Source organism: Nostoc sp. (assembly GCF_036919895.1).
Taxonomy (GTDB): domain Bacteria; phylum Cyanobacteriota; class Cyanobacteriia; order Cyanobacteriales; family Nostocaceae; genus Nostoc.
The window spans coordinates 17,429-38,619 of the sequence record NZ_JBALBW010000011.1 but is presented as its reverse complement, the minus strand read 5'-3'; the positions used below and the strand labels follow the sequence as shown (position 1 = coordinate 38,619).

Below are 21,191 nucleotides of genomic sequence, written 5' to 3'. Positions count from 1 at the left end.
GCACAGGCAAAGCCATCAAAACCCTGACTGGGCATAGCAGTACGGTCAATAGCGTAGTCTTCAGCCCCGATGGCAAGACACTGGCTTCTGGCAGTCCTGACAAGACTGTGATTTTATGGGACTTGGATTTGGATAATTTATTACTAAGTGGTTGCAATTTGCTAAATAATTACCTAGTTGCCCATCCAGAAGTGTTAGAAGAGTTGCAATCATGCCAAACTCCATCGCGGAAGGTGCTGGGGGCGATAGTGTTGCTTATCCAAGGTGAGAAGTTAGCGCGAAATGATGATATTAATAGCGCTGTGGAAAAGTTTGGCAAAGCCCAGCAGTGGGATAATAAATTAAAGTTTGATTCCCAGGCGAGGGCGAAAGAGTTGGCGAATCAAGGTAAGGCTGAATCTCAATAGAATTCACGTTAACTTTGGTTGATAAAGTCTGGAAAAGATGACAGGTATAAGTTTGAAGAGAGTAGACTTCTTGCATAAATCAGAAATAAGAACCCCACCCCGCCAAAGCTACGCTTTGTCTCCCCTCCCCGCAAGCGAGGAGGGGACTTTTGCAAGAGGTCTAGTCAATTTGATGAAAATTTGAACAAATATTGTATTTTAGTTCGGGTTCCCTAAAATTAAGTACCCAGAAACCTATTAAAACGAGATAATAATAAACTCACACTACCCTTATAGCGTTTCCTAATCATCATGATGTACATCATAGCCCCCTCATCGCTTGCGGGGAGGGGGTTGGGGGTGGGGTTCTTGTACCTCACTCAACTGAAAACCGCTATAGCTGTTGTTTCATCAACCATTACAGAACTTGTTCTGACTTGGTTTAGGTAATTAACTTCACAGTCACAGGGTGAAATTTTGCAAGTAGTTCTGAACCAAACCATGAAAACATCTACCGAATTGCTAACTCGCCTGGATTATTACTACCAGCAAATCAAAACGATCATTCTGACTCGCCAGAATCCGATTACTGGTTTACTACCTGCGAGTACAGCGATTACAGCCCACGGCGATTATACAGATGCCTGGGTGCGAGACAATGTTTACAGCATTTTGGCAGTTTGGGGTTTAGGACTTGCATACCGCAAGATTGACGACGATAAGGGACGCACATACGAACTAGAACACAGTGTCATCAAATTGATGCGCGGATTGTTGTTTGCGATGATGCGACAGGCTCATAAAGTAGAGACATTTAAACATACTCAATCGCTACTAGATGGACTGCACGCCAAATATAATACCGCGACTGGTGACATTGTTGTTGGTGATGACGAATGGGGACATTTGCAACTTGATGCCACATCCATATTTTTGCTGATGTTGGGGCAGATGACGGCTGCGGGATTGCAAATCATTTATACAATTGATGAAGTCAACTTCGTCCAAAATTTGGTTTACTACATTGGACGAGCTTACCGCACACCAGATTACGGCATTTGGGAACGTGGTAATAAAATTAATCGTGGTAGCGCTGAGTTAAATGCCAGTTCTGTAGGTATGGCAAAAGCGGCTTTAGAAGCTATCAACGGACTGGATTTGTTTGGTGTGCGTGGTAGTCAAGCATCGGTGATTCACGTACTACCAGATGAAATTGCCCGCGCCAGGATTACTTTAGAATCTCTATTACCGAGGGAATCTGGTTCTAAAGAAATTGATGCAGCGCTGTTGAGTATTATTAGTTATCCTGCCTTTGCAGTGGAAGATTTAGAACTGCGCGATCGCACTTTAAACGATATTATCAATAAACTCGCAGGTAAATACGGCTGCAAACGCTTCCTACGTGATGGACACCAAACCGTTTTAGAAGATCATCAGCGCTTACATTACGAACCTTGGGAACTCAAGCAGTTTGAGCATATTGAATGCGAATGGCCGTTATTTTTGACTTATTTAGTCCTAGATGGATTATTTTGTGGCGAACAAGAACAAGTTAAGAAATACCAAAATCTTTTAAAATCATTACTCATAGAACAAAATGGTTTGCATTTGCTGCCAGAACTTTATTATGTCCCGTCCGAAAAGATAGAAGCAGAAAAGTTAGCACCCCAAACGCAACCACGTTTGCCCAATGAAAATATTCCCTTGGTATGGGCGCAAAGTTTATATTTTCTCGGAGAAATGTTGAGTGAAGGGTTGCTAGCAGTTGGCGATATCGACCCTTTGGGAAGACATTTGTGTGTAGGGAAACAGCGCGAATCGTTGGTACAAATTGCTTTATTGGCAGAAGATGAAGATTTACAGAAAAAACTAGAAGTTCACGGAATTGAAGCACAAACACCTACCCAAGTAGAACCAATTCAGGTGAGAAAAGCTGGAGAATTTTCAGCTATTTATAATCAAATTGGACGTAATGACAAACTTGGTTTAACCGGGCGGCCAGTGCGACGGTTGCGGAGTTTGACAACATCGAGAATATTTCGGATTAGCGGTGAAACGATTGTATTTTTGCCTTCATTTTCCGATTCTCAACAGTTTTACTTAACCCTTGATTACCATTTTTTACTAGATCAAATTAGAAGCGAACTAGCTTATATTCAAAAATATTGGAGCGATTTAGGTCGTCCTACCTTGACTTTAATGTTGACGCATACCATGTTAGAAAGCGGTTCTGAAGCATTACTAGAACTGATGCAAGAACTGAAAGATGGTGTTTGTAACGGTGTGCGAGTAAAATTAGGGCGGCTAAATCAGCTAATGCTGACGGCTGGAATCCAAAGAATTGATTTTCTGCCAAATGCAGAATTTTCGCGATCGCCAGTGAAAAATGCCGGGTTACGTTGCTATTATTTGGCTTATCATCCTGATAAAAACTGGCGCTTAGGACATACTCAAGAATTTCAGATGGAGTATGAAACCAACTTCGGATTATTACTTTCTTATTTGCGTGCATCAGAGAATATTTACGAGCAAATTGAGTTATTGCAAACTTTAACTCGCTTGCAAGGAATGGAATTTGATACAGGGTATGGCGGCCCAGGATCTCCTGTCACTGTAGGCGATTTACTCGATGAAGTTTACACCAAGGCTGGAGATTTGGGCATTTGGGCGGTAGTGCGTCGGGCTGCGGGGTTACGCCAAATGGTTGATATCAGCCTATCGGATGCAGTGACGAGTATTTTGGTGCGGGGTAAGCAAATTGCGGTGGGTAAAGCTTACAGTGAAGCGTCTTTAATTACCGTACCCATGTCTCACGATGAAATTGCCGATAAAATTAATCATTTTTGTCGTGAAGATATCCGCGATCGCGTCCTCACTCAAGAGATTTTAATCTATGTTGGCATCTTAATTCGCTCAGAACCCGAACTATTTCAGGGACTACTAACGCTGAGAGTCGGTTATCTCATCCTGTTGATAACCAGCGAACTAGCGCGGGAATTACACGTTACTCAAGATGAAGCTTACGATCGCTTAATGCAACTTTCACCCTTTGAAGTTAAAGTGCGCTTGCGTCAGGTATTAACAGGATATACTGGCATGAGTAACCTGTTGCGCCAGCAAGAATCACTGCACGTCAAACAAAAAGAAAGTGATATTGCTTGGGTAGTGTTACCAGAAATCGCCGAAGGAATAGAAGTTCCGCCGGGTGGTTGGCGACGGTTTCGCCAAGCGGAGGGTGCGACGGGGCGCGTACCAAAAGAATTTTTTAAGCAGGTTTGGCTATTAATGCAACATTGCAAGGGTCTAGTAATTGGGGATAAACTAGAGCGGCGCAATCGTTTAGATAGTGAAGTCATGCTGTCGGAAATGACAGCAGGTGAAAGAAATTTTGCTCTGTTAGTTGAGCATTTGCTGAATAAAATCGAAGCTCCAGAATACCGCCAAGTTAATATTGAAGCATTAATCGAATTAGGTGCGATCGCAGCGAATAATCCCAAGCTGCAAATCGAAGAATATATCGTGTTGGATGTGTTGATTGGACATGCTGTGCGATTGGCGTGGCTAGAAAATCATAGTCAACGCAGCGATCGCTATGATGAAGATAAGGCGAGTGCGTGGCGATCGTTTTACAACACTTCTCCTAGAGATTGTGCTAGTTATATTTTGAAAGCATTTAGATTCTTGACGGAGTTTGTGAAAGATTTTTAACCGCAGATGCGCCTCGCCTTCGCACAGGGTAGAAATGCAGACAATCAGAGAATGCATCCTGCTTTAGGACTGCTTTATTGGAGTCGGCCTATTCTTGTACGTGGTTATTCCAGTTAGCGAATAAATAGCGATCGGGTTTCGCACCGTAGAGACAAATTCATGAATTTCGCCTACCACAGAATAAGGGTTTAGGCTATTTTTTGGCGTAAGTTCTGTTAAAAATAAAAATGGGAATCATAACAAAATACAAACACTTGTAGAGACGGCGATTCATCGCGTCTCAAAAACCCAAATCTCAATAAATATCAGGAATCAGATGGCACAACCAAAATATGAAGGTTATTGTGAATGCACTCCTACCAAATTAGTCCGAGAAAAGTTTGGAGATGTCAATGTTTATGCACAAAATGCTAAATCACTCTTAACAAAAGCTACAGGATTTATTGCGGCTTATGATTTTACCCTGAATCCTTATCGCGGTTGTCAATACGGCTGTAGTTATTGCTATGCGGCAGCATTTAGCCCTAATTCGCAAATGCGCCAAGATTGGGGTAAATGGGTCATTTTTAAAGAAAATGCTACTGAAATTTTAGTTAAAGAGTTAGATAAATGGTATCAAAAAAATCCTCATCAGCCTCCTAGAATTTACATGAGTAGCGTTACAGATCCTTATCAACCACTAGAGTCTAAACATCAACTGACTCGTAGCTTGTTAGAAGTCATGATTGATTATCGTCCAACATTAGTAATTCAAACTCGTAGCCCAATTATTGTTAGAGATATTGATTATTTACAACGATTTCAGCGATTGCGAATTAATATGAGCATTCCCACCGGTAGCGAATTAGTGAGAAAAGATTTTGAACCGCGATCGCCCAGTATTAAAGCCAGACTAAATGCCATTAATAAAATTAAACAAAGCATCGATCGTCTCAAAGGTTTTTTCCCAAAAATTTCTATCACTGTTACCCCTCTCCTTCCTACTTTACCAGCTGATGAAGCTGCTTTTATTAAAAAACTAGCGATCGCTGATAGAGTTGTAATTCAAGCTTTCCATTCTACGAGTCAGAGTCGTTCTCTTGTAGCATCAACTCGCCAAGAAGCCGAAGAAATTAAGCAAAAATATGCTTGGTGGTATGAGGATGAGAAATTAAGCTATATGAAATTTAAAGAAAAATTAGTTTCTCAGCTTCCCGGTGTAGAAATTATGGAAGGCAAGGAAGGATTTGGTTATGAATAATCCTATAATCAATTGGTGGCGAAGTCAGCAGTTAAAATTAGCTTTAAAACGTGGTGATATTCAACGTGCAGTGCAATTATTGCAAGAAATTCAAAAATCGGGTGCAAGATTCTCATGGTTAGAAAAACTATTTAGAGATAAACTTCAACTTGAACGTTATTCCCAAGAATATAAACGGCAAACAGAAACTTTAAGTCCACAACTAACCGAAAAATCCCAGCAAAAAGATAATTTCATCTTAATACCAGATGAGGAATTTGTTAAATATATCTATAAAGTTTTTAATTTAATCCAGCACGATCAATACAAACTACAATCTACTGGTATTGATGAACGGATATTTGATGACTTTGAATCCAAGCTAGTTGAATATCTTAAAGAAGAATTTAGTAAAATTCCTGACAAAGAGTTATTTATTAAGTTAGAAGATGCTCTTGAGGATATTAATAACTTAAAAATTGGACAAGATCCAGACTATCGTTTTAGTCTAACTCCTCATGTCTATTTTATGAAGTATTTTTTAGAAAATGTATATTGCATATATTTAGCTTGGTTTCTCATTTATCAGGATGCTTTACTACCAAGCAAGGTTAATATCCTTGATATTGCAGCAGGCCCAGGAACAGTTGCTTATGGTTTAGCTTTATTTCTCCAAAGTAGTAGCGGTTTTTTTGATATCCCACAAATGCACATATCGTACTACTCTTTAGAAAAACAAGATGCCTTCCAGTTTCGTGGACTTCAGTTTTGGCGACGATATATAGAGTCGCGCCTAACTACAGTGAATGCTTATTTCCGTTTTGTAACTACTGATATTTTCAATTGTAAAAATAAATCGAATAATCTGCCCAGAGACTTTTTTGACTTTATCGTAATTTCCCACTGTTTCTTTTTAGATCCAGCTAAGAGGCTTGAAGCTAATCATACTTGCAAGCAAATATTTGCCACTAGCTTAAAAAAATCAGGTTATATTCTGCTAATTGTGCAAGATAAAAAGTTATTCAAAATTTACGATGTTCACAAAGTTGAAAACCAAGAGCAGGAAGAAAATGTAGTGGATAAATTTCTGGCGGAATTGGGGTTAGAGTTAGTCTGGTATAAATATCTAACTTCAACAGGTTCAAGAAAACCTTTAGCTGTTGCTGATTTTGCTAAGTTTGCTCAAGATAAATTACCAAAAAAACTGTATATGAGTCCAATAGTCCAACAGTATTTGGGTCAGAAGTATCAGTCGCACTATATATTAGATGATTATGTAATTTTGGCGAAAAAATCATGATAAATTGCAGGTAAAGCATTAAATAAATATAAGGTATGGGAACTTTCATCTTAAATTTATAAATGACCTGCAACTCACAAATAGCAGAAGGTTGGCATGGCAAACTTGATTTAGTCTATGCCGATCGCCAAGGTGCAACCCAGTTAATTTACGATCGCCACCAAGCACCCCTAAAGGTACAACGCCCATTTTACCCAGAAGGGCAAAAAGTCTGTCATAGCGTCATTTTACACACCTCTGGGGGAATGGTAGGAGGCGATCGCTTATCCTCTAACATCCACCTCCAACCCCAAACCCAAGCCTTAATCACTACAGCAGCTGCAAGCAAGATATACCGCAGCAATGGCTTACAAGCTAGACAAACCATCGAGATGCAAGTTGATGCTGGTGCTTGCTTAGAATGGTTGCCGCAAGAAACAATTTTATTTAACGACGCGATTTATCGGCAAGATTTACGGGTAGAATTAGCAACCGGAGGCAGTTGGTTAGGCTGGGAAATTACCCGATTTGGTCGCAGTGCTAGGGGAGAGAGATTTTATCTTGGAGAATGGCGATCGCATACCGAAATTTGGCAGCAAGGTGTTCCTTTATGGATTGATCGGCAATGGTTACGGGGTAGCGAAGAAACTTTTCACAGTCCCCACGGTTTAGGTGGAAAACCAATTGTAGGTAGTCTAGTTTGGGTTGGTGGTACAGTTTCAGCAGAGATTGTCGAAAAAACGCGAAATTTATGGAATGGGAAAGGAGAAGCGGGTGTTAGCCGATTACAACATGGATTATTGTGTCGATATCGCGGTTCTTCTACATCTGAGGTGAGAAACTGGTTTATTGATGTTTGGCAGATGCTGCGAGTTTCTTTTCTGAATCGCGGTAATTGTATACCAAGAGTGTGGCAGGTTTAAATGAACCGCAGAGGCGCAGATAACACAGAGAGGGGAGATAGGAATGCAACTTACGCCGCAGGAAAAAGATAAGCTATTAATTTTTACAGCTGCTTTATTAGCAGAAAGACGTAAAGGAAGGGGTTTAAAACTGAATTATCCTGAAGCTGTTGCTTATATTTCTGCTGCTATTTTAGAAGGTGCAAGAGATGGGCAAACTGTAGCTGAATTGATGAGTTACGGTACAACTCTATTAACGCGGGATGATGTGATGGAAGGGATATCAGAAATGGTGCATGATGTGCAAGTTGAAGCTACTTTTCCTGATGGTACAAAGTTAGTGACGGTACATAATCCAATTCGTTAATTTTTGAATTTATTATGATTCCTGGGGAAATTATCACACCAGCAGGTGAAATTGAACTAAATGTTGGTCGTCCAACTATAAAATTACAAGTTTCAAATACAGGCGATCGCCCCATACAAGTAGGTTCCCATTATCACTTTTATGAAGTTAACACCGCTTTAAACTTTGACAGAGAACAAGCGCGAGGAATGCGCCTCGATATCCCAGCCGGAACCGCAGTTCGCTTTGAACCAGGCGATGAAAAAGAAATCACATTAGTCCCCATGGTTGGGACTCGCCAAGTCTACGGATTCAACAGCAAAATTAACGGTAATCTTGATTGATAAAACTCTAATTAAACTGGAATTTTTTATATGCAAGAAGACCTGAAAATCTGGGAAGTTTCCGCAGAAGATAAACTGACGGAAATTGTTAAAACTAAATTAAATTTAGAAGCTCGTCTAGAAAAGTGGTTAGAAAGAGATATCTCTATTCTTTCACCAGATTTATTAGTCATTGGTAGACAGGTAGCTACGGATTATAACGGAATAATTGATTTGCTATGTCTAGATAATGATGGCAATATTGTCATTGTGGAGTTAAAACGCGATCAAACATCTAGAGAAGTAACTGCTCAAGCATTAGATTATGCCTCATGGGTGAAAAATATATCTGCTGAGAAAATAATTAGTATTGCTGTTAGTTATTTTAATTATATAGGTAAGCAAGAAACTTTAGAACAAGCTGTTCAAATAAAATTTGACAAGGTACTTCCAGAGATTATAAATAGTCAACACAAAATTTTAATAGTTGCATCAGAAATAGATCCTAGTACTGAAAGAATTATTAGTTATTTGTCAGAAACATATCAAGTACCCATAAATGTAGCTAAATTTAATTACTTCAATAATAATGGGCATGAGCTATTAGCAAGAAAATTTTTAGTTGACCCCAACCAAGTTAAAGAAAATATTGCTAGTAAATCATCACGAAAAACTAACTTGACTTACAAAGAATTAGAAGCAACAGCAGAAAGTAATGGTGTTTATAACATATATAAAATAGTTTCCCAAGGCTTAATTAACTATCCTTTTTGGACAAATACCACAAAAAGTTGTATTACTTTTACTGGTACTGGTAAAAGTAGAAGTGCGATATTTAATTTAATACCTATTGAGAGTAATCCAGATTTTGGGCTGAAGTTTAAAATTTATCTAACTAGATTATCAAAATATTTAAATAAATCAGAAGAAGCAATAACTGAATTTTTACCAAATATTGAGCCAGTTTTACAGGAAGAATGGTCTGGTTTAGTTGTGCAAGGATTTTTTGCAACTGAAGAATCAGCTAACCACTTCCTAACAAAATTAAATGAAGCTAGGAGTAATACAATATGAGTTACAGAATGGATCGCCGCGCCTATGCCGAAACTTATGGCCCCACAGTAGGCGATCGCATCCGACTTGCAGACACAGAATTATTTATTGAAGTTGAACAAGATTTCACCACCTACGGCGATGAAGTAAAATTTGGCGGCGGTAAAGTCATCCGCGACGGGATGGGACAATCCCCCATTTCTAACGCCGATGGTGCTGTAGATTTAGTCATTACCAATGCCCTAATTCTTGATTGGTGGGGTATTGTCAAAGCAGATATCGGCATTAAAGATGGCAAGATTTTCAAAATTGGTAAAGCCGGAAATCCCTATATTCAAGACAATGTAGATATTATTATCGGCCCCGGAACCGAAGCCTTAGCAGGGGAAGGAATGATTCTCACTGCTGGCGGTATTGATGCCCATATTCATTTTATTTGTCCCCAACAGATTGAAGTGGCGATCGCTTCCGGCATAACCACCATGATCGGCGGCGGTACTGGCCCCGCTACAGGTACAAATGCCACCACCTGCACCCCCGGCCCTTGGAATATTTACCGGATGCTGCAAGCTGCTGATGCTTTCCCTGTCAACTTAGGATTTATGGGCAAAGGTAACGCCAGTAAACCCCAAGGGCTTGTAGAACAAGTAGCTGCCGGTGCAATGGGCTTAAAACTCCATGAAGACTGGGGAACCACACCCGCAGCAATTGATACTTGCCTGAGTGTTGCTGATACTTATGATGTGCAAGTAGCGATTCATACTGATACTCTGAACGAAGCCGGATTTGTGGAAGATACGATCGCAGCTTTCAAAAATCGTGTCATCCACACATACCACACTGAAGGCGCTGGGGGTGGACACGCACCAGATATCATTAAAGTTTGCGGACAAGCCAACGTTTTACCATCTTCCACCAACCCCACACGCCCTTACACCCTCAACACTTTAGATGAACACCTGGATATGTTGATGGTATGCCATCATCTCGATCCTGCGATCGCCGAAGATGTCGCTTTTGCCGAATCTCGCATCCGTCGGGAAACCATTGCTGCTGAAGACATTTTGCACGACTTAGGCGCATTTAGCATGATTTCTTCCGATTCCCAGGCAATGGGAAGGGTAGGCGAAGTGATAGTTCGCACCTGGCAGACATCTCACAAAATGAAGATGCAACGAGGAAGTCTTAACCCACAAGGAACTGAGCAAAAAGCAGACAATTTTAGGGCAAAAAGGTATGTTGCTAAGTATACGATTAATCCTGCGATCGCTCACGGAATCGCTGAATATGTGGGTTCAGTGGAAGAGGGAAAATTAGCAGATTTATGTTTGTGGCGATCGGCATTTTTTGGTGTGAAACCAGAGATAGTTATTAAAGGCGGAATGATTGCATGGGCGCAAATGGGTGATGCTAACGCCAGTATTCCTACACCGCAACCAGTGTATATGCGACCGATGTTTGGTAGTTTTGCAGGGGCGCGTCATGCCACATCATTAACTTTTGTTTCCCAAGCAGCTTTAGAAAACGAAATTCCCAGCCAGCTAGGTTTACAAAAGTCAGCAGTTGCAGTTTCTGGGACACGGCAATTGAGTAAGCGGGATATGAAGCTCAATGATGCACTACCTCACATTGAAGTAGATCCAGAAACATACCAAGTTAGGGCAGATGGTGAGTTGCTGATTTGTGAACCTGCGACAGTTTTACCAATGGCACAGAGGTACTTTTTGTTTTAATTCATGACCGAGCAACTTACTGATTACGATAGTCCTTGGAAAGAAGTTATTGAGCTATATTTTCCCCGCTTTCTGGAATTCTTTTTCACCCAAGCCTATGCGAAATTGACTGGACGCGACCTTATGAATTTCTGGACACAGAACTGCAACAGCTAGAACCGGATGCAGAAATTGGGCGGCGTTTGGTCGATAAAGTCGCAAAAGTTTGGCTACTGGATGGAGAGGAAGCTTGGGTATTGGTTCATGTGGAAGTCCAAGGGCAATATGACAGCCAATTCGCCGAACGGATGTACACATATAATTACCGCTTGTTTGACCGCCATAAAAAGCGAGTTATTAGTTTAGCAGTTTTAGCGGATGAACAAGCGAATTGGCGACCTTCCAGCTACAGCTATCAACTGGGGGGATGTCGCGTTAGCTTAGAGTTTCCCGTGGCGAAACTGTTGGACTATGAGCAAGGGTGGGAAACCTTGGAGCAAACTACCAACCCCTTTGGTGTAATTGTGATGGCGCATCTCAAGACCAAGGCAACGCAACGAAACCCACAAAATCGGCTACAGTGGAAACTAAGCCTAGTCAGACGGCTGTATCAACGGGGATATAGCCGGGAAGATATTCGGGAATTATTTCGGTTTATCGACTGGATAATGGTTTTGCCAAAAGAGTTGGCACTTAGTTTTAAAACAGAAGTCAGAAGTTACGAGGAGGCAAATAGAATGCGGTACGTAACGAGTATTGAAAGGCTAGCAAAAGAAGAAGGAATTGTCGAGACTGCTAGAGAAAGCATAATTACAGTTCTAGAAACAAGGTTTCCAGAAGTACCAAGCTCTATTGTGGAAGTTATCAATGGGATAGAAGAACCATCTGCGCTAAAAATGCTTTTCAAAAGTGCGATCGCAATTCCTTCCACAGCAGAATTCCAGCAAGTATTGGATAGTATAGTCTCTGGGGAATGAGCATAGTGACTGGTTGCCAGATATCCGTTATTTTATGATAACGAATGGTTTCTTATTTACTTATTACACACTCCCTTTCATCAGAAAATGTGGAAAAAAGTTTAAAATGCAAAATTAGAAAATCTCTGTGTTATTTTCCGTTTCTAATTTACTGATTGGTAACAGCAAGTTATGCTCAATTCTTTGTCTAACTTTCTCGCTAATATTACAATCGCTGTTTAAGCAGTTTACCAGGAGCTTGTTACTATTATAATACTGCTGTAGTAGTTTAGCTTGTCTATCACTGAACTGCCAGTTATGACCAATATTACGATGTTCAATCATCAAAGCTATTAACTGCTCAGTCCAGGCTTGACTATTTTCCTGCCACCACTCTTCAAATCCTTCTAATTTTTCAAATAGGTATTCCCATTCTGGTATTGCCTGATTGAGTTTATCTCGTAGTAACTGCAATGCAGTCCTAAATTCTGATTGAAAGGAAGAAGATAAACCAATAGCATTCCCAAGAAAATCGTCAATATCAGCTAGATTACAACAAGCATAATCGCGATCAAGAAACGCTTGTAAACGGGATAATTTATCAATAGTTTCATCATGAATATCAGTAGCATCAAGACGTTGAGAAAAAGCATTAGCTAGATCATCACTAATAACAAGAGTATTTTTGAGAGCCTTATTAAGTAACCAATCTATCTCTATGTCATCTAAAGTATCTTCTGAATCCCATCCAAGAGCATTACAGCACTTCCTGCTGCTATGAGGTACAGATACTTGGAATGCTATTAGCACAGGCAAACGGTAATTCGATCAATTAGTGTACCTCATAACTTTGGTAAGTGCTGTATCTAAACCAGAGAAAGTATTCTCTGAATCCCATCTGAGAGTATTATCTAATTTATTTTGTTCACTATTTAAGGTCATTTCAAAATATAATGCTCTTATAGCTGCTGGCTTGTAAAAATATTCAAACGAACTAGATTTACGAGCAAGCCATTCTAAAAAATGCTGTAATTTTTCATCAGAAGCGGCTAATTTATCAACTTCTAGCTTCATTAACAATACTAAATTATCTGCTTTTTCCATAACTCCAACGGTTAGTAAAAAAACCTCTTGCCAGCGTTTTTCATTGATATGTTTTACTAAATCTTCATATGCTAAAACAGATACAACTTTTCTAGCGCAGAAATACTCTTGAAAAGTCAGATGCGAAAAAGAATAAATTCCTTTTGCTCTTTCTACCAGTAAACCATGCTGGGCTTCAATAGATTTCAAAACAGCTTGGCTATCAAGCTTCAAAATCTCTGATTCTCAAGAAATCTATTGAAGTTATCCTAGTGCTATTGCTGAAAAAAATCTGGGCATGGTTGCTGAGGGATGAAAGCTTTCAATGTCTCAACCACTTTCTGAAAATGCAGATTCTCATACTCTATCTTGATTGGATTTTGCTCAAAACATCTCTAAAGTCTCTGCCTGAGCCAACAAAAGAGAACGATTCACACACATATAGCTAGACAAATTGTTACAAATACAGCTAGCCTTATCAAAAATTTACTTTTCTCCCGTACCTTGCATCGATATGACTTCACAATCTTCTCGTTCTGGCAAAATTCTGGTAGTTGATGACTCTCCTGATAACGTGTTTTTGATCAAAACTATTTTGGAGGAAGAAGGTTACACAGTAAGCACCGCAGAAAATGGAATTTCGGCTTTGGCAGAATTGAAAGCTTCTCCTTGTGACTTGGTATTACTCGATCTGATGATGCCAGATATGGATGGGTATGAAGTCACTAAATATATTCGTGGGGAGATGAAATTGCCGCAATATATCCCCATATTGCTAATAACTGCCCACGATGCGCCCAATGTCGCCCACGGATTAGATTTGGGTGCTGATGATTTTATCCGCAAACCTGTAACAGTAGATGAATTGCTGGCACGAGTGCGATCGCTCTTACGTTTGAAGCATAGTATGGATGAACGTGATGAAATTGCCCGCCAGCGAGAAGATTTTGTTTCTCGCCTCACCCACGATTTACGCACTCCCTTGGTAGCGGCCGATCGAATGTTAATGTTATTTCAACAAGGGGCGTTGGGAACATTATCAGCACAAATGCAGGAAGTAATCGCCATCATGGCCCGTAGCAATATCAACCTGCTTTCTATGGTCAATACCTTATTGGAAGTTTATCGCTTTGAAGCGGGTCGCAAAAGTTTGGCGTTTCAACCAGTTAATCTGGGACGTTTGCTAGAGGAGGTGACTGGAGAATTAGCACCTTTAGCTCAAGATAAAAAACTGTCGCTAAATTTAGATTTTACTGAAGAGTCAAACACAGTGATGGGCGATCGCTTAGAATTACATCGTCTATTTACAAACCTTATCGGCAATGCAATCAAATTTACCGACTCCGGATCTGTGACTATTCGCTTCACTTCTCAACGCCAGCTAGACAAAAGTAGTCAATCTCAATTATCTGGAAAATCCAATTCCGTTGAATATATTAGCGTTGAGATCGCGGATACTGGCCCAGGTATTCCCAGTGAAGAACAAGCCACCATATTTGAACGATTTCGTCAAGGTAGCCACAAGAGTTCTGGTAGTGGCTTAGGACTCTACCTTGCTCGGCGAATTGTCGAGGCACATCAAGGCATTATTTTGCTGAATTCTGAGTTGGGCAAAGGTAGTGCATTTATTGTCCTTTTACCCATCACAAAATGAGAAAATTAGCAATTATAATTTATGAATTACGGAGTATTTTATCAATGATATTTCATAAATTATAAATTTACTAATATCTACCAAGAATTGAAAGTAAATATTCCAATTAGAAAGTCAAACACTAAACATTAACAAATTCAATCTGCTGAGATACCAGCACTACATTAAAAATATAGTTTTTTAGGGTACAAAACAATGATTACCACTGAATTATCTAACATTGGCGATATCATCCAGAATCAGCGAGACTTTTTTGAAACTGGCAAAACTAAAAATGTCACTTTTCGCATTGAACAACTTAAAAATCTCAAGCAAGCAATAATTGAGCATAAACAAGCAATAGTCGAGGCATTAAAAGCGGATTTACATAAACCAGAGGTGGAGACTTACCTTACAGAAATAGGTGTAGTTAAGGAAATTGATTATGCTATAAAACATATCAATAGCTGGACTAAGCCTAAAAAAGCAGCCGTTTCTTTTGATTTTTTTTCCTACTCAGCGAGGATTTATCCAGAACCATTAGGGGTTGTTTTAATCATTGGCCCTTGGAACTATCCATTTAAGTTAATTATCTCACCGTTAGTAGGTGCGATCGCAGCCGGAAATTGTGCAATTATCAAACCTTCAGAAATTGCTTCTCATACGTCTGATATCATAGCTAAGATTATCGCCAAACATTTTGACCCTGCTTATCTTGCAGTAATAGAAGGAGGTGTGGAAGCTAGTCAAAAACTACTTGCAGAAAAGTTTGACCATATCTTTTTTACCGGGGGTACAGCCGTCGGCAAAATCATCATGGCAGCAGCAGCAAAATATCTCACACCAGTTACTTTAGAATTGGGTGGAAAAAGTCCTTGTATCGTAGATAGTGATATTAATCTTGAACACACTGTCAGACGAATTACTTGGGGCAAATTTATTAATGCTGGACAAACTTGTATCGCCCCTGACTATCTTTTAGTTAATAAAAAAGTCAAAAAAGATTTAATAGATGGGTTGAAAAAATGCCTAAAAGAGTTTTATGGTGATAATCCTGTAAAGAGTTCTGATTATGCCAGGATTATCAGTCAAAAACATTTTGACAGGTTAGTTAACTTTCTCAAAGATGGTGAAGTTATCATCGGTGGGGAAAATCAATCTTCAGAGCGTTATATCGCGCCCACAGTGATTGATAATGTCTCTTTGGAAGATTCTGTAATGCAGGAAGAGATTTTTGGCCCCATTTTACCTGTAATTGAATATACTGACATTGCCGAAGCGATCGCGTTGATTAACTCTAAACCCAAACCCTTGGCGTTATATTTATTTTCTCAAGACAAAAATCTGCAAAAACGAGTTTTGCATGAAACTTCATCTGGCGGAGTCTGCATCAATGACACAGTGATGCAGTTTGGTGTCTCGTCTTTACCATTTGGTGGAGTGGGAGATAGCGGTATTGGCAACTATCACGGTAAAGCTAGTTTTGACACTTTTTCCCATAACAAAAGTGTATTGCAAAACTCCTTCTGGCTCGATTTAAAATGGCGATACGCTCCTTATGAGGGCAAATTGCCGCTAATCAAGAAACTTCTGGGTTAAAAAAGTTAGGAAGTTAGGAGTTAGGAGTGAAAAATAAAAATCTATAACTCCTTGCTTTATCAACTTTAAATTTTGAATTTTTGATTGAAGGAAAAATCTAAAATTTAAAATTGAATAATTCCCAACTCCTGTACAGACGCGATTCATCGCGTCTCTTAAAACGCAAAAGCATTGCTGTAACGCTCCTCAGCCCAGGGTTCACCACGGCGATGATAACCATTGCGCTCCCAAAAACCAAGTTCTTCACCAGCTAAAAACTCTAAACCATTAATCCACTTAGCACTTTTCCAAGCATAGAGGTGGGGAACAACTAGCCGCATCGGGCCACCGTGTTCAGATGGAAGGTCTTCACCAAAGACTTTAAAGGCAAAGAAGTTTTCTTCCCGAATGAAATCTTCTACAGAAATATTGGTAGTGTAGCCGCCGTAGCAGTGTTCCATAACGTGGGCTACTTTCGGGTCTAGCTCAATCAGATCCATGAAATCTTTAACTTTAATGCCAGTCCATTTGACATCAAGCTTAGACCAGCGCGTTACACAGTGGAAGTCTGCTGTAAATTCGTGTTGAGGTAGCGCCATAAAATCTGACCAACTAAAGGTGGCAGGTTTTGCCAAACCCCAAACTTTAAATTCCCATTCCTCAATGCTGACTTGGGGAGTTGCACCGTAAGTTAATACGGGGAAACCTTTAGCCAAGTGTTGACCAGGAGGGACACGTTCCCCCTCTTCTTTCCCTGGTTTATGAAAAAATTTTCCTAGCATAGTTGGAGAAAAATAAGTTTTCTCAAAGTGTTTACAAGCTTTTTTACTGAGTTGTCAACAGTACCAGATATTTTACTTTTTATATGGTTACTTAATCATTACTCATCAGTAATGGGTAATGGGCGTTCCCAATTACTCACTACCAATTTTTTCGTTCTAATGAGCTTGTGTAGAGTATCTATGATTCAAAATGCAATCAGGAAAGCTAATAAAAAGCGTTTAATCCAGTGGTAAGAAGATTGGTGCTGTTTATGCTTTGCCTGACTGGGAAATTATGATTCTTCTTCCTCTTCTTCAGCAGCTGGATAGACAAATGTAGAACGTCCAGTCAAAATTGACTTACCCAGAGAGAGGGCTTTCTGAGCTTCGACCACAGCTTTGTGTCTCCAGGTAGCTCGACGTTTATCTCGTTTTGATTTGGAAGTTTTCTTCTTAGGAACAGCCATGTCAGCAGATATCGTGATTCTTGACAACCTTCTTATTCTAGTCCATCCACTGACGTGAAGAACAACAGTAAGTGGTTGAGACTGAAGTAAAACACGGGGACAGAGGGAATTTTTTCAATCTTCTACTCTTTGCGTCTCCGTGTCTAGCTCAACCCGTCATTTTTTGGTTGGTACACTGCTAGCTGCTGTAGAGCTATTGTCAAAGAAAAGTAGCGATCGCGCCGTTTTAAAATAAGTGGCCCAATTTTGAGCATCGGGACGCGATCGCCATTGGGGACGACTCACATCTAATGTCAGAACTGGTGCGATCGATCCATAATTTTGTACGGAGACAATTATTGAAACATCTGTCACCAATATATCTTGGTCGAAGCTCCTCTGAGCAGATGCTCTAGCAGCCGCTTCCGCCCTTCGGAGAACGGTTTCATAGTTTTCTTCCGGCAGGCGGTCAATAGCTAGATCGACTCTAGCGGTGTAAGCTCGCACAACCTGGGGCGCGATCGCTTCCGTCAAAAACCACGCAGGAATCGTAGATCCGAGCAAAATTAATAAAGGAACTATCCGGATTTGTCTGGCAATTTGGCTAATAAATGAAAAGGGAGCGATCGATGATGGTAGGTGAGCAGAAATCTTGCTCATGACCTTCTATCTCCTTAGTAACGATCTGTTATTGAAATTGGGTAAAAGGTATTTTCCGACTAACTAACGTAATAAAAATTACATTTTAACTTAAGATTCGATGAGAATCATTTAGACTACAAGACATTAGGTTAGCTTTGTTTTTTTGGCAAAGCCAACCGCAATTTTAAGACCAGCAAACAATAACTGACAAAGAGCGGGATGGCAAATTACTGGGCGATCGCGATTGGCATCAATCACTATCAGTTATTTCAACCTTTAAGTTGTGCCCAAGCGGATGCTGAGGCACTAGAGGATTTTTTGGTGACAGAGGCAGGCTTTCTCCCCAAACATTGCCTGCTAATGACGGATACTTCGCCGCCAATTGGAAATAGATCGACTTATCCGACTAAAGAGAATATTCTGCTACTACTTGAGGATTTGGCAGCGACAAGTTGGCAACCAGAAGACTATGTATGGTTATTTTTTAGCGGTTATGGGGTCAACTACAAGGGCAAAGATTACTTAATGCCAGCAGAAGGCAACCCCGAACTTGTACAAGAGACTGGCATAGAATTGCGATCGCTAATGCAAAGTCTCCAACTTGCTGACTTGAATATATTGCTACTACTTGATATCAACCGCGCTTTTGGCACTCAAGCCGATGCTCCTGTTGGTGAAGAAACAATAGAACTAGCTCAAGAACTACAACTTGCGACAATTCTTTCTTGTCAACCAGAGCAATTTTCCCACGAAAGTAGCGAATTAGGTCACGGATTTTTTACAGCAGCTTTGTTAGAAGCTTTGCGTTCTGGTAATGGCAGCAACTTGTCAGATTTAGAAAGCTACCTAAGTCTGCTCATGCCAAAATTATGTCACCACCATTGGCGACCTGTCCAAAACCCTGCCACTATCATCCCATCAAAGGCGCAGGTAATCTTGCCAGAATTGGCAATGGAAAGTGACTTTGAACCAGAACCGGTAATTTATCCTGAGGAATCTTTTGCTGTTGCCCTTGCAGCCCCTCCTCTCGATGATTATCCTAGAACTTCCGCAGAACGGGGCAGATGGGGAGAAGCTACTGTGAACTCCTCCCAGCAAGTAAAGGCTCACAAGGTTGAGAAGCCTAAAAGTCAACCAGTCCAGCAGTCAGCGACTAACTTAGTTTCCCAGCCAATGGCAGAAACTTCTTTAGGAGTGAATCCAAAGGGAAGATTTATCCCCAATTCCTCCAAAGGTTACGTCTCTCGATTGCCACCAAATCAGCCAAGTATCCCTTTCTGGAAACAGTTTATCTTGTGGGGCGGAGGCAGCTTACTGGTAGCAGGTTTAATTGCTGTAGTTTTCCTCCGCAATCAAGAAACTTTTAGAATTAAGCAAATCTCAAGGACATTACCCAATACTACTGCTAGCGATCGCCAGGCGAGCGAGAATTTACCAAGCGATGTCTACGACGGGCTACGCCTACGCACTCCAGTAGTTAGACTTAACAACCAATCTAGCGCCCAAATAACCTCTAATTCCGAGTCTAAAAAGCGGAATCAAGCAGTATTAGACCTGGCAAAAATGTCGCTCAGACAAACTCAGGCTAGCGATTTGAGCATGGCGATCGCTACAGCCCGGAAAATTAAACCCGGTGAACCACTATACGAACAAGCTCAGGAAAATATTAAGATTTGGAGCCGAATGATTTTAGATTTAGCAGAGGGTCGTGCTAAACAAAGACAGTATGCTAGTGCTATTGCCGCCGCTCGATTAATCGCCAAAGATGAAGCCCCCTACGCCAAAGCACAAGCATCAATTAACCTGTGGCGGTTAGAGGGCAAGCAGTATGTGAGTAACAAAACTCTTTTAGATGCAGCTAATGCCCTAATTAAGTCTGGACAGGCATCTACCTACAATCGGGCCATCGAAGTTGCCAAGAAAGTACCAGCAGGTCAACCTGGCTTTGATAGTGCCCAAAAATCAATCAATAAATGGAGTGAGAAAATTTTAGACCTGGCCAAGCGTCGCGCCACAGAAGGAGATCGCAATGCGGCAATTGCGACTGCTACTTTAGTACCAGAAGAAACAGGCGCTTACGAAGACGCTCAAGATGCCATCCAAAAATGGCAAAAGAAATAATAAAAAAATAGTAAAAAATAGCAGGGAGTTAGGAGTTAGGAGTTATATTATTGATCCCTGACCCATTACTGCTCACTCCTAACTGTTCCCTCAACAGTACTGTGAGATATCTTCGCCGCATTCATCGGCTAGATAGCACAGCGCTCGAAAACGTAAACCAACAACTTCGTCATATAAGGGGTTAAGCTTGCACATTGGCGGAATGTGAAACAGGGTTTTCCCAAATACTTTGACATCTCGCTCAAAGGGACACTGAGATGGGATCGCCTTACATAAACGGTGAGCTAGTTGGCGATCGCGGACTTGAATGTTTTCTAATCGCTGCCGTAAGGGTTGGAGAATATCCCAGTAAGGCTTGGAAGGAGAATGGTTAAGCTGGGTTGCTTTATGGTCAGTAGTCTCTGCTTGATTGATTGATACCCAGCTTGCCAGAAAAATCTTTTTCGTGGTATTGTCGAACACCTTCATGGTTTATCCTCTGTGTTATTGAGGTTATTCACCTTTTTGATGAATATATACAACGTGGCAACGAACTTTCCCGGAAAAATCGCGTCCTGACTGCGATATAATTTAATACCTGATTAGCCACTTAAGTCAGAACCTAATTCATTACTACGTCAAGTTAATCGCAAATTTCTGGGGATCGGTAGTGTAATATTACGATCTTGTTCATAACTTGATATAGTTTAGATTTTAGTAAAGACATCAGTCATTGGATAGGTTTTAGTGTAACATTTACAGAACTTAATATAGGGTCTCTCTAAAAGTTTTTTTGCTAAGTATAAACATCAGTAATACCCTAGAAGGCATTTTTCCGCTCAGTGTTCCCACTTTCTCACGTAAGTGTGTCTTGTTCATTGCTGGCCAATATTGTTCGGTTAAGGCAAGAGACGCGATAAATCGCCGTCTTTACAATAAATAGTCCTGACCGCGATTTATCGCGTCTTTGGGGTCTATTATTTTCATCAAATAACCTTAAGCGAACCGTATTGCATTGCTGGCTGAAGACTGGAGATGTAGAGAGGCTAGTTGCCATCATCAAA

General features: G+C 40.5%; 20 protein-coding genes. 14 read left to right on the top strand and 6 right to left on the bottom strand.

Annotated elements, in window-relative coordinates:
* From V7K55_RS01890 to V7K55_RS01840, 11 genes are all read left to right on the top strand, one after another.
* On the top strand, positions 1-407 hold a 407-nt coding region (locus tag V7K55_RS01890), incomplete at its 5' end, for a WD40 repeat domain-containing protein (protein ID WP_334827616.1).
* 480 nt (positions 408-887) lie between these two features.
* Positions 888-4,094, top strand: coding sequence for a glycoside hydrolase family 15 protein (locus V7K55_RS01885; protein ID WP_334827621.1), 3,207 nt, complete (start codon positions 888-890; stop codon positions 4,092-4,094).
* Between the two features lie 316 nt (positions 4,095-4,410).
* Positions 4,411-5,334, top strand: coding sequence for an SPL family radical SAM protein (locus V7K55_RS01880; protein WP_334827614.1), 924 nt, complete (start codon positions 4,411-4,413; stop codon positions 5,332-5,334).
* Complete coding sequence (locus V7K55_RS01875; RefSeq protein WP_334827619.1) at positions 5,327-6,613, top strand: photosystem II assembly protein; 1,287 nt, start codon at positions 5,327-5,329, stop codon at positions 6,611-6,613. The genes V7K55_RS01880 and V7K55_RS01875 overlap by 8 nt, the downstream gene beginning before the upstream one ends.
* 62 nt (positions 6,614-6,675) lie before the next feature.
* Positions 6,676-7,515: an urease accessory protein UreD gene (locus V7K55_RS01870; protein ID WP_334827612.1), complete on the top strand. Its 840-nt coding sequence runs from the start codon at positions 6,676-6,678 to the stop codon at positions 7,513-7,515.
* 43 nt (positions 7,516-7,558) lie between these two features.
* Positions 7,559-7,861: an urease subunit gamma gene (gene ureA / locus V7K55_RS01865; protein WP_292700464.1), complete on the top strand. Its 303-nt coding sequence runs from the start codon at positions 7,559-7,561 to the stop codon at positions 7,859-7,861.
* A 14-nt stretch (positions 7,862-7,875) separates the two neighbouring features.
* The gene (locus V7K55_RS01860; protein WP_334827609.1) at positions 7,876-8,184 is read left to right on the top strand and encodes an urease subunit beta; all 309 of its coding nucleotides are present in this window, start codon (positions 7,876-7,878) and stop codon (positions 8,182-8,184) included.
* Positions 8,185-8,214: 30 nt separating this feature from the next.
* The gene (locus V7K55_RS01855; RefSeq protein WP_334827607.1) at positions 8,215-9,237 is read left to right on the top strand and encodes an endonuclease NucS domain-containing protein; all 1,023 of its coding nucleotides are present in this window, start codon (positions 8,215-8,217) and stop codon (positions 9,235-9,237) included.
* Positions 9,234-10,949 (top strand): urease subunit alpha, encoded by a 1,716-nt coding sequence (gene ureC / locus V7K55_RS01850; protein ID WP_334827604.1) that lies wholly within the window; start codon positions 9,234-9,236, stop codon positions 10,947-10,949. Before V7K55_RS01855 ends, ureC begins: the two co-directional genes overlap by 4 nt.
* Positions 10,950-10,952: 3 nt before the next feature.
* Positions 10,953-11,105: a hypothetical protein gene (locus V7K55_RS01845; protein ID WP_334827602.1), complete on the top strand. Its 153-nt coding sequence runs from the start codon at positions 10,953-10,955 to the stop codon at positions 11,103-11,105.
* Positions 11,106-11,131: 26 nt separating this feature from the next.
* Positions 11,132-11,905 (top strand): transposase, encoded by a 774-nt coding sequence (locus tag V7K55_RS01840; RefSeq protein WP_334827600.1) that lies wholly within the window; start codon positions 11,132-11,134, stop codon positions 11,903-11,905.
* Positions 11,906-12,019: 114 nt separating this feature from the next.
* Here V7K55_RS01840 and V7K55_RS01835 read toward each other — a convergent pair whose 3' ends face one another.
* Both V7K55_RS01835 and V7K55_RS01830 read right to left on the bottom strand, forming a co-directional pair.
* Positions 12,020-12,694, bottom strand: coding sequence for an NACHT C-terminal helical domain 2-containing protein (locus tag V7K55_RS01835; protein WP_334827598.1), 675 nt, complete (start codon positions 12,692-12,694; stop codon positions 12,020-12,022).
* Positions 12,695-12,712: 18 nt separating this feature from the next.
* Positions 12,713-13,201, bottom strand: coding sequence for an NACHT domain-containing protein (locus V7K55_RS01830; RefSeq protein ID WP_334827596.1), 489 nt, complete (start codon positions 13,199-13,201; stop codon positions 12,713-12,715).
* 280 nt (positions 13,202-13,481) lie between these two features.
* On the opposite strand from V7K55_RS01830, the gene V7K55_RS01825 reads away from it, so the two are divergent.
* Positions 13,482-14,621 (top strand): hybrid sensor histidine kinase/response regulator, encoded by a 1,140-nt coding sequence (locus V7K55_RS01825; RefSeq protein ID WP_334827594.1) that lies wholly within the window; start codon positions 13,482-13,484, stop codon positions 14,619-14,621.
* Positions 14,622-14,816: 195 nt separating this feature from the next.
* Entirely contained in the window at positions 14,817-16,199 is a 1,383-nt protein-coding gene (locus V7K55_RS01820; RefSeq protein ID WP_334827591.1) for an aldehyde dehydrogenase, read from the top strand.
* A gap of 155 nt (positions 16,200-16,354) precedes the next feature.
* Here the strand turns inward: V7K55_RS01820 and V7K55_RS01815 are convergent, their stop codons facing one another.
* From V7K55_RS01815 to V7K55_RS01805, 3 genes are all read right to left on the bottom strand, one after another.
* Positions 16,355-16,960: a sulfite oxidase-like oxidoreductase gene (locus tag V7K55_RS01815; protein WP_334827589.1), complete on the bottom strand. Its 606-nt coding sequence runs from the start codon at positions 16,958-16,960 to the stop codon at positions 16,355-16,357.
* 272 nt (positions 16,961-17,232) lie between these two features.
* Positions 17,233-17,406 (bottom strand): 50S ribosomal protein L32, encoded by a 174-nt coding sequence (rpmF, locus tag V7K55_RS01810; RefSeq protein ID WP_094328804.1) that lies wholly within the window; start codon positions 17,404-17,406, stop codon positions 17,233-17,235.
* A 156-nt stretch (positions 17,407-17,562) separates the two neighbouring features.
* On the bottom strand, positions 17,563-18,045 hold the full coding sequence (locus V7K55_RS01805; RefSeq protein ID WP_334827587.1) for a hypothetical protein: 483 nt from the start codon (positions 18,043-18,045) through the stop codon (positions 17,563-17,565).
* 201 nt (positions 18,046-18,246) lie between these two features.
* Between V7K55_RS01805 and V7K55_RS01800 the strand changes: the two genes are divergently transcribed.
* Entirely contained in the window at positions 18,247-20,148 is a 1,902-nt protein-coding gene (locus V7K55_RS01800) for a caspase family protein (RefSeq protein ID WP_334827585.1), read from the top strand.
* A 90-nt stretch (positions 20,149-20,238) separates the two neighbouring features.
* Here V7K55_RS01800 and V7K55_RS01795 read toward each other — a convergent pair whose 3' ends face one another.
* Positions 20,239-20,616 carry a Mo-dependent nitrogenase C-terminal domain-containing protein gene (locus V7K55_RS01795; protein ID WP_334827583.1) on the bottom strand — a complete coding sequence of 126 codons (378 nt, stop codon included), beginning with the start codon at positions 20,614-20,616 and terminating at the stop codon, positions 20,239-20,241.
* Positions 20,617-21,191: the final 575 nt, after the last annotated feature.